The 9,013-nt window shown below is 28.9% G+C and carries 6 protein-coding genes; 4 read left to right on the plus strand and 2 right to left on the minus strand.

The genetic code is table 11. The features are described from left to right. The first annotated feature begins 122 nt into the window (after positions 1 to 122). The gene (locus ACYIAJ_RS10705; RefSeq protein WP_483559079.1) at positions 123 to 1,862 is read left to right on the plus strand and encodes a glycosyltransferase; all 1,740 of its coding nucleotides are present in this window, start codon (positions 123 to 125) and stop codon (positions 1,860 to 1,862) included. Between the two features lie 70 nt (positions 1,863 to 1,932). Here the strand turns inward: ACYIAJ_RS10705 and glf are convergent, their stop codons facing one another. After that, on the minus strand, positions 1,933 to 3,030 hold the full coding sequence (glf, locus tag ACYIAJ_RS10710; protein ID WP_483559077.1) for a UDP-galactopyranose mutase: 1,098 nt from the start codon (positions 3,028 to 3,030) through the stop codon (positions 1,933 to 1,935). Between the two features lie 183 nt (positions 3,031 to 3,213). On the opposite strand from glf, the gene ACYIAJ_RS10715 reads away from it, so the two are divergent. Next, positions 3,214 to 4,215, plus strand: a complete 1,002-nt coding sequence (locus ACYIAJ_RS10715) for a glycosyltransferase family 2 protein (RefSeq protein ID WP_483559076.1) — start codon at positions 3,214 to 3,216, stop codon at positions 4,213 to 4,215. Here ACYIAJ_RS10715 and ACYIAJ_RS10720 read toward each other — a convergent pair. Then, on the minus strand, positions 4,179 to 5,225 hold the full coding sequence (locus ACYIAJ_RS10720) for a glycosyltransferase (protein ID WP_483564793.1): 1,047 nt from the start codon (positions 5,223 to 5,225) through the stop codon (positions 4,179 to 4,181). The genes ACYIAJ_RS10715 and ACYIAJ_RS10720 overlap by 37 nt on opposite strands. A 213-nt stretch (positions 5,226 to 5,438) precedes the next feature. Here ACYIAJ_RS10720 and msbA (ACYIAJ_RS10725) point away from each other — a divergent pair, with 213 nt between their 5' ends. Further along, entirely contained in the window at positions 5,439 to 7,175 is a 1,737-nt protein-coding gene (gene msbA, locus ACYIAJ_RS10725) for a lipid A export permease/ATP-binding protein MsbA (protein ID WP_483564794.1), read from the plus strand. Positions 7,176 to 7,188: 13 nt separating this feature from the next. After that, a complete protein-coding gene (gene msbA / locus ACYIAJ_RS10730) occupies positions 7,189 to 8,961 on the plus strand; it encodes a lipid A ABC transporter ATP-binding protein/permease MsbA (RefSeq protein ID WP_483564795.1) in 1,773 nt (590 codons plus the stop codon). The last annotated feature ends 52 nt before the right edge of the window (positions 8,962 to 9,013 follow it).

Genomic DNA, 9,013 nt, shown 5'->3' on the forward strand with positions numbered 1-9,013 from the left:
TTTATAAAGTTTTTATATACAAAAATACAACATATTGTTATATAAGGGATATGCTGTTTTTTTGTGAAATTATTGTAAAGACGTTATAATGTTATTTTCCAACCTAATTTAACTCATTAAAAATGACTTTAAAAAACTTAACATGTATTCAAAATATTCTTATTCCAAATGGAATTTTTGGTTCAAACCAGTCAAAATATTTGCGCTCACATTTAACTAGTTATTCTAGTGATGAAATTGTGATTTTTGCAGGAGGAGTAGCATCCTTTGACTCTTATTATAATGCTTTATCCTTGCCTGTTTGGAAAGAACAGTGTGGATTAAATCATCTGGAATTTAGAATGAAAGGAAAGGGTAAGGCTGTCATTAAGTTATTTATTGCTACGATAGAAACTGATTATGAGCTAGCTCATAAAACGGTAGAATTAGATAATTCCGAACAATTTATTTTTGAATGTGATTTAACAAAAATAGAAAATAAAGGACTGATGTATGTAACAATTTCACCAATGGAAGATAAAGTCGTTTTTAAATGTGGTGGGTGGTATACCCAAGAACAACCTAAAAGAGATGTTGTTCTTGGCATAAGCGTTACGCATTTTAATCGTAAAAATTATGTATTACCAGCTATTGAAAGAGTGAAAAAGAATATATTAGATAATGAATATTTTTCTAATAAAGTTCTTTTTACAATAGTGGATAATTCAAAAAATATTACAGAAGAAGAAGCTAATGGTGTGAATGTTATTCCTAATGAAAATACAGGTGGATCTGGTGGCTTCATGAGGGGATTACTTCATTATGAAGATAACACCAATGCAACACATGTTTTATTTATGGATGATGATGCATCTTGTGAAACAGAAAGTATATTGAGAGCTTATTGGATTTTATCTTATGCCTTAGACGATACTTCAGTAGTAAGTGGCTCTTTATTTATGGATGATAGACCTGATTTTCTTATTGAAAAAGGAGCTCAATTTGATGCAATTTGTAAACCAAATTGTTTCAATTATAATGTTGCTGATCGTCATAGCCTATTAGTATCAGAATTAGGTTATCACCCAAAAACAAATTATGGTGCATGGTGGTTTTTTGCTTTTCCAATTAAGGCTATAAAAAACTATACTTTTCCTTTTTTTGTGAGAGGAGATGATATATTTTTTGGAATTTCTAATGATTTTAATTACATATCTCCGATTGGAATTGCTTGCTATGGGGAAAATTTTGCTACTAAGTCATCTCCTTTAAATATGTATTTAGATACAAGGAATCATATAATTAACTCCTTTTATCTAGAAAAAAATATTAAAAAAATACTTAAAATGTATAAACTTTTTTATTTGGATGCACTTTATTCTCATAAATATGAAACAGTATTAGCTATTAGGTTAGCTCTTCGTCATGTTTTAGGTGATATTGATTTTTGGTTCAATAATTATGATTTAAGTGAGGTAAGAAGTAAAATCAATGAATTAGTGAAAGTGGAAAAATTTCATGATATAAATATTAATTCGCTCAGTCTAATTTTTTCTTATAAACGAAGAAGAAAGTTAATTAAAAAGTTAACATTTAATGGTCTTTTACTTCCAATGAAAAACAAAATAGCTTATCAAGATTTTAATTATTGCGCTAATTATGATCACATTTTTAGATTTAAAAATATTCTTTATTATAAACCAAATAGTAAAACAGGTTTTATCGTAAAAGTTTCACGTATTAAGTTTTTTAAATTACTATTTTGTCTTTATATTGATATATTTAAAATGAAATGGAATTATAAAGCTAATTTAGCGAAGTATAAAAATAACTTTGGAAAACTTACATCTAGAGATTTTTGGGTTAAAATCTTGAAAGTATAAATGTATTTTCAATACTAAATTCATTATTAAAAATACACCTGCTATTTAGAATGGCAGGTGTATTTTTAATTTAATACAACGTATTAACAAAATCCAAAGCTTTTTCGATTACATGATGCATGTCATAATATTTATATTCAGCTAATCTACCACCAAAATAAATTTGCTTTTCTTTATCTGCAAGATCTTTATATTTCCTAAATAATGTGGCATTTTTATCATCATTGATTGGATAATATGCCTCATCTCCAATTTTCCAATCGCGAGGATATTCTTTAGTTATAATGGTGTGATCTGTTTCAACGTAGTCAAAATGCTTGTGTTCAATAATACGAGTATAAGGAATTTCGTATTCAGTATAATTAATTACTGCATTTCCTTGATAATTTGCTTCATTAATTGTTTCATTTTCAAAACGTAAAGATCTATATTCTAAAGCACCATATTGATAATCATAAAATTTATCAATTGGCCCGGTATAAATAATTTTATTTGCTAGTTCAAGATTATCTTGTTTATTTTCAAAAAAATCAGTATTTAATTTTACATCAATATCTTTAAGCATTTTTTCAATAATTTGTGTATATCCACCTATTGGAATACCTTGATATTTATCATTGAAGTAGTTGTTATCAAAAGTAAATCGAACAGGCAACCTATTAATTATGAATGGAGGAAGTTCAGTTGCTTTTCTTCCCCATTGTTTTTCTGTATATCCTTTGATTAATATTTCATAAATATCTTTTCCAATTAACGATATTGCCTGTTCTTCAAGATTTCTTGGATTTTCAATATGATATAATTTTTTTTGTTCTTCAATTTTTGCTTGTGCTTCTTTAGGTGTTTTTACTCCCCATAATTGATAAAAGGTATTCATATTGAATGGAAGGTTGTACAGTTTATTTTTGTAATTTGCTATAGGTGAATTGGTAAAACGATTAAACTCTGCAAAGCTATTAATGTAATCCCATACAGTTTTATTATTAGTATGAAAAATATGAGCACCGTACTTATGAACTTGAATTCCTTGGTTATTTTCAGTAAATATGTTTCCTGCAAGATGGTCTCGTTTTTCAATTATAAGTATTTTATACCCTTTTTTCTTTAACTCATGAGCACATATAGCTCCAAATAGGCCACTGCCAACAATCAAATAGTCATATTTCATAGTTTTCTCTTGTTGATTTAATTAAATATATGAATAAAAAGCTATAATTATTGTATACTATAGTATATTGTTGATATGAAAAAGCAAATAATAAATAGGTTTAATATGAATTATTTATTTGTATTTTTTGAATCAAGATGTTATATACAAGGATCTTTAGTTGGTATTTTACAGAGTAATTAAATGAAAAAAAAAATGCCGTTGATATCAATCATTATACCTGTTTACAATTCCAGTCAATTTATATTATCTACGTTGGCTTCTTTAGAAGCTCAATCTTATAATAATTATGAAATCATTTTAATAAATGATGGTTCTACTGATAATTCGCTTGATATTTTAGAAAATTATAAAAAAAAGCATAATAACGTGATTTTATATAATCAAAAAAATAGTGGAGTGTCAGTTGCTAGGAATAAAGGTATTGAGCTCTCAAATGGTGAGTTTATAACATTTTTGGATAGTGATGATACTTATTCACCAAAATTTTTAGAAAAAATTTTATGCAGACAAAAAGAAGAAAATGCTGATTTAGTTTATTGTGGGTATAATATAACTAGTGCTTCAGGTAAACTTAAGGCTGTTCCCTGTTTATTTAAGGAAGGAAGTATCTTAAATTTTTATTTGCAACGAAATGGATATTTTCATTTTTCAGGCATGTTAATCCGTAAAAATATTTTATTAGAAAAACAAATATATTTTGAGGTTGGCCGTAATATCTCTGAAGATCTGTTATTTACTGTTCAACTTCTTAATAACTGTAATTGCTATTGTGTAAAAGAAAATTTATTTAATTATATCCAGCATTCCGGCTCTGTGATGTCCTCTGCATGGTCTGAAAATAAATGGCTTTCCGATATCGACGGGCGTAAACAAATTTTACTTTATTTGATTAATAATTATAATAAAAATAACAAACAAGAAATACTCAAATTAGCTTCCGCTTGTATTTTTCAACGTGAAATATCCTACCTAATTGATTGTGTAAAAAAAATGAAATATAAAAACATTAAATATTATTTAAAATATAGCGATTTTAATGAAAAGGCACGGATTTTTGAAAAGGATAAACTCAATAAAAAGGATTGGGAAAAATTTAAAATTATAAATAGAAATAATAAGATAATTTGGTTTTTTTATACCCTATATTATCGAGTTTTTCGATTGAATGTAAAATTTTTTTGAATATTCATTTTATATAAGAAATATTTAAAAAAATAAAAAATACTACAAAAAAATTTTTTTTGATGTAATTTATGCTTTGCACAATATCTCATTTGTGTCACTGTAATGGCTGATAGCAAAGATGTTGATTTCCATGGCGATGCTGATTTTGCCTCAAGAAAATATTGCGAGCATTTATAATCTCTAGCCCATTTGTGCCACGGTTTGGTTGGTCCAATGTAATGAATTAGTATTGTTTCATCTAAAATAGGCGAGTAGCCATTAACGCTTGATTTATATTTTAATTCGTAATTAATACTGACTTGTTGGTTATATTTTCTATCAAGGTACTTAACCTTTTCGAGTAATATAATATTCAATACATCTTGATCTAAATGTGTAAAGTTTTTTGATAGATTTGAATCGGAAAGCAACTCTAACGCTTTGCTATTTACACTAAATTCTTTCCATTTTTTTAGATCAATTAGTAAAAAACCTGCATTGAAGTAGCCTGATGATAATTTATGTTCGTTGAGTCGAGTAGCACATTTATTCCACCATATTGGATCTTTTTCTGTCACTACATAGGCAATATTATCATCAAACTTTAATGTAACTAATTCTTGCAATGAGCCTTTACAGATAATATCGGCATCCAGATAAAGAATTTTATCCATTTTTTCATAGAAATAATCAGCAACTATAAATCGAAAGTAGGTTGCAATTGTCCAATTTTTAGTAGTTGGTAAGTGGGATAAACTATTATCATCCACTAAATAAATTGTTATATTTGTATTATATTTATCGGCGAGTTGTTCTAATTTTTTTTCAAGATCATTATTAGTGTAATTTGTAAATATATGGAAACTAAAATCTAAATTAGGATTAGCTAGTAAAATAGAAGTAATAGAAACAGCGCAACCTAAAAAAAAATTTTTATCAATGCCATATGCAATATTTAATTGATTCGCGTCATGACTGAGTCCAAATCTTATTCTTTTTTTTATAATATTATTTGCATTGAAATACATTGCTTACTTCCTATTGCATCATCCTTTAATAAAATTAATTATTCATTATTGATTTGTGTTTTATACAGTAAAGAATAAAACTTTGCTTTGACCTTGTTTGTATTATATAGATAAAACAAATTTTTTCTAGTTGAAAAAGAATTGTAATAAAATTTTAAGTTAATAGATTATGTATAGTATAATCCCCTTTCAGATTAATTTTGTTACTTTATTATGTCTAATAAATATAGCTCATTGAATACCATTAAACAATTGTGGCCTTTTATTTATCCACATAAAAAAGCGTTAATTGTTGCAATTATCGCGCTTTTGTTAAATGCTGCAACTGACGCAACTCTCATCTCACTAACAAAACCCCTATTAGATAATGGGTTAATGGATAAAAATTATGAGTTATTAATTCTTTTTTCAATTGGCATTATTGGGTTAATTGCGCTACGAGGGTTATCAAACTATTGTTCTACTTATTGTCTTTCTTGGTTATCAGGTAAAGTGGTTACTAAATTTAGACAGATGATTTTCAATCACTTAGTCAAAAGTCCTATTAGTTTTCTCGATAAAAATCCCATTGGAGAACTTGTTACGGTAATAACATACAATACACAACTATTATCAAAAGCATCATCAGATGCACTGATTATTTTGGTAAGAGAAATCGCTTATGCTATCGGTTTATGTGCTGTTATGTTTTATGGTAATTGGAAGTTGGCTTTAGTGTTAATTATTGTTGTACCGTTAGTTATTTTTATAGCTCAATTTATTGCAAAGAAGTTTCGAAATACACTTGTTTCTATGCAAAAAGGAATAGGTAATATTACAACTGCAGCAGATGAAATGTTGAAGGGGCATAAAGAAATTTTAATTTTTAATGCTCAACAACATGAAAAAAATAATTTTTATTCAATCAATAAACTTTTTAGGAAAAGTATCTTAAAAATCGTACTTGTTTCGGGGTTATCAACGCCGATAATTCAATTAGTTGCTACATTGGCTTTAGGATTAATTTTATTTCTTGTTGCAAGCCAAGCATTGGAGATCACACCGGGTTCTTTTACTGTGGTTTTTTCTGCTATGGTTGCAGTAATGCGTCCTTTAAGAGAGTTAACTAGTGTTCATCTTGAATTACAAAAAGGTTCTGTAGCTTGTGAATCATTATTTGGGCTTTTAAATTTACCACTTGAAGAAGACAACGGAATAATTGAGTTGAATAGAGCAAAAGGTGAAATTGAGTTTTGTCAGGTCACTTATACTTATCCAACAAGAACAACACCATCTTTAAATAATATTAGCTTTAAAATTAAAAAAGGCGAAACAGTAGCTTTAGTGGGGCGTTCTGGTGCAGGAAAATCAACAATAGCAAGCCTGATACCTAGGTTTTATGATGTAGAAAAAGGAAAAATACTGTTAGATGGTATTGATATCAAAGATTATACGCGTGCCTCATTGCGGAAGCAAATTGGTTATGTTTCACAAAAAGTCCATTTATTTAATGGAACTATAGCGGATAACATAATTTATGGTGCTAAAAATCAGTACACTCGAGAAGATATTATTAATGCAGCTAAACAAGCTAATGCAATGGAGTTTATCGAAAAATTAGAAAATGGCTTGGATACAGAAATTGGTGACAATGGTGTCTTATTATCAGGTGGACAACGACAAAGAATTGCTATTGCAAGAGTGCTTTTACGTGATAACCCCATTTTAATTCTTGATGAAGCTACCTCTGCGTTGGATAATGAATCTGAACGGTTTGTCCAACAAGCTATAGAGCATTTACAAAAAAATCGAACTTCTATTGTTATCGCTCATAGGTTGTCAACAATTGAAAAAGCTGATCGTATATTAGTTATTGATGATGGCTTGATAATTGAAGATGGCTCTCATAGCTCATTATTACTTCAAAATGGTATTTATGCCAAGATGTATCAAATGCAATTTAATTCTTAACCAAATAAATATTATGAAAAAAAATAATAATCAATCAATCAATCACGATATTGATCGAGACTCATCTACATGGAAGACCTTTTCTAAGTTATGGCCTTATATTGCTAAACACAAATTGATTCTGTTTTTTTCAGTCATATTGCTTGTTTTTAGTGCATTTGCTGATACTTCACTTATTGCGTTGTTACAGCCTTTACTTGATAAAGGTTTTGTTGAAAATGATCAGCATTTTTTGATGATGGCGCCTTTTTATATTTTCGGACTAGTATTACTCCGTGGTATCGCAAATTATGGATATTCTTTCTTTTTATCTTTGATTTCTACAAAAATCGTACTTAATATTCGTCAGCGTCTTTTTAGTCATTTTGTTGATGCTCCGGTAAGTTATTATGACCAAAATTCTACAGGAAGATTATTGTCTCGCATTACCTATGATACCGATCAAGTCGCTTCATCATCATCTGATGCTTTGATAACGATAGTGCGTGAATCAGCTTTTATTTGTGGGTTATTTTATACAATGTTCAGCAATAGCTGGCAGTTGTCTTTATCGTTGATTATTATTACGCCAATTGTTATTGGGTTAATCTCTTTTATTTCTATAAAATTTAGAAGATTAGCCAAAAATATGCAAAATTCAATGGGTAATGTCACCATGTCTGTTGAACAAATGCTAAAAGGCCATCGAGAAATTATTCTTTTTGGCGCCCAAGATGAAGAGTCAAAAAACTTTGATAAAGTGAATAACAAATTTCGTCGTGATGGTATGAGATTAGTGTCTATTTCTGCATTATCAACGCCTATTGTTCAACTTATCATTTCGTTTGCTATTGCTTTTGTCTTGTTAATGGCGAGTAACCCTGATTTGAGTATTAGTCCCGGGCAGTTTACGGTCGTTTTTTCTTCTTTAGTTGCATTAATGCAACCAATAAAAAGTTTAACTAGTGTTAATGCCGAATTTCAAAAAGGGATGGCGGCTTGTCAAACTTTGTTTGCTATTTTTGAGCAGCCAATAGAAAAAGATAATGGAAAAATCAATATTGAGCGAGTTAAAGGCAATATTGAATTTAGACATGTCAGTTTTACTTATGAAAATAGACAAGAGCCGGCATTAAAAGATATTAGCTTTATGGTAGAGCCATGTAAAACAGTAGCGTTAGTTGGGCGCTCGGGATCAGGAAAAACAACTATCGCGAGTTTGCTTACGCGTTTTTATGATATAAGTGAAGGTGAAATTTTAATTGATAATAATAATATTCAAGATTTAACTTTATATAGTTTGCGTAATCAAATTGGATTAGTTTCACAAAATGTACATTTGTTTAATGATACTGTTGCAAATAATATCGCTTACGGGAAAGTAGGTGAATATTCTCGAGATGAAATAGAAGAAGCCGCTAAAAAAGCGTATGCATATGATTTTATTATAGAGCTTGAAAATGGATTTGATACAATAGTGGGTGAAAGTGGTGTGTTATTATCTGGCGGTCAACGACAACGTATTGCAATAGCAAGAGCTTTATTACGAGATACGCCGATACTAATACTTGATGAGGCGACTTCAGCCTTAGATACTGAATCAGAACAAGCAATCCAAAAAGCTTTAGATGTTCTACAAACAGGACGGACATCAATAGTTATTGCTCATCGGTTATCAACAATTGAAAATGCGGATAAAATACTTGTCATTGATAGTGGCAAGATTATTGAGCAAGGTAATCATCAAGAATTGTTATCAATGAATGGATTATATGCAAAGTTATATCAAGGAAATTTTACAAATTAATATGATGAAGAGTTTTTAAAATTTAGATATAAATATATTTTGCATTATAGGA

The sequence above is a fragment of the Gilliamella sp. X-46 genome, from assembly GCF_057063525.1.

Bases quoted from the DNA above. Each gene is read 5' to 3' on its own strand.
- ACYIAJ_RS10705 (WP_483559079.1), top strand. From the start codon at position 123: ATGACTTTAAAAAACTTAACATGTATTCAAAATATTCTTATTCCAAAT.
- glf (WP_483559077.1), bottom strand. From the start codon at position 3,030: ATGAAATATGACTATTTGATTGTTGGCAGTGGCCTATTTGGAGCTATA.
- ACYIAJ_RS10715 (WP_483559076.1), top strand. From the start codon at position 3,214: ATGAAAAAAAAAATGCCGTTGATATCAATCATTATACCTGTTTACAAT.
- ACYIAJ_RS10720 (WP_483564793.1), bottom strand. From the start codon at position 5,225: ATGTATTTCAATGCAAATAATATTATAAAAAAAAGAATAAGATTTGGA.
- msbA (WP_483564794.1), top strand. From the start codon at position 5,439: ATGTCTAATAAATATAGCTCATTGAATACCATTAAACAATTGTGGCCT.
- msbA (WP_483564795.1), top strand. From the start codon at position 7,189: ATGAAAAAAAATAATAATCAATCAATCAATCACGATATTGATCGAGAC.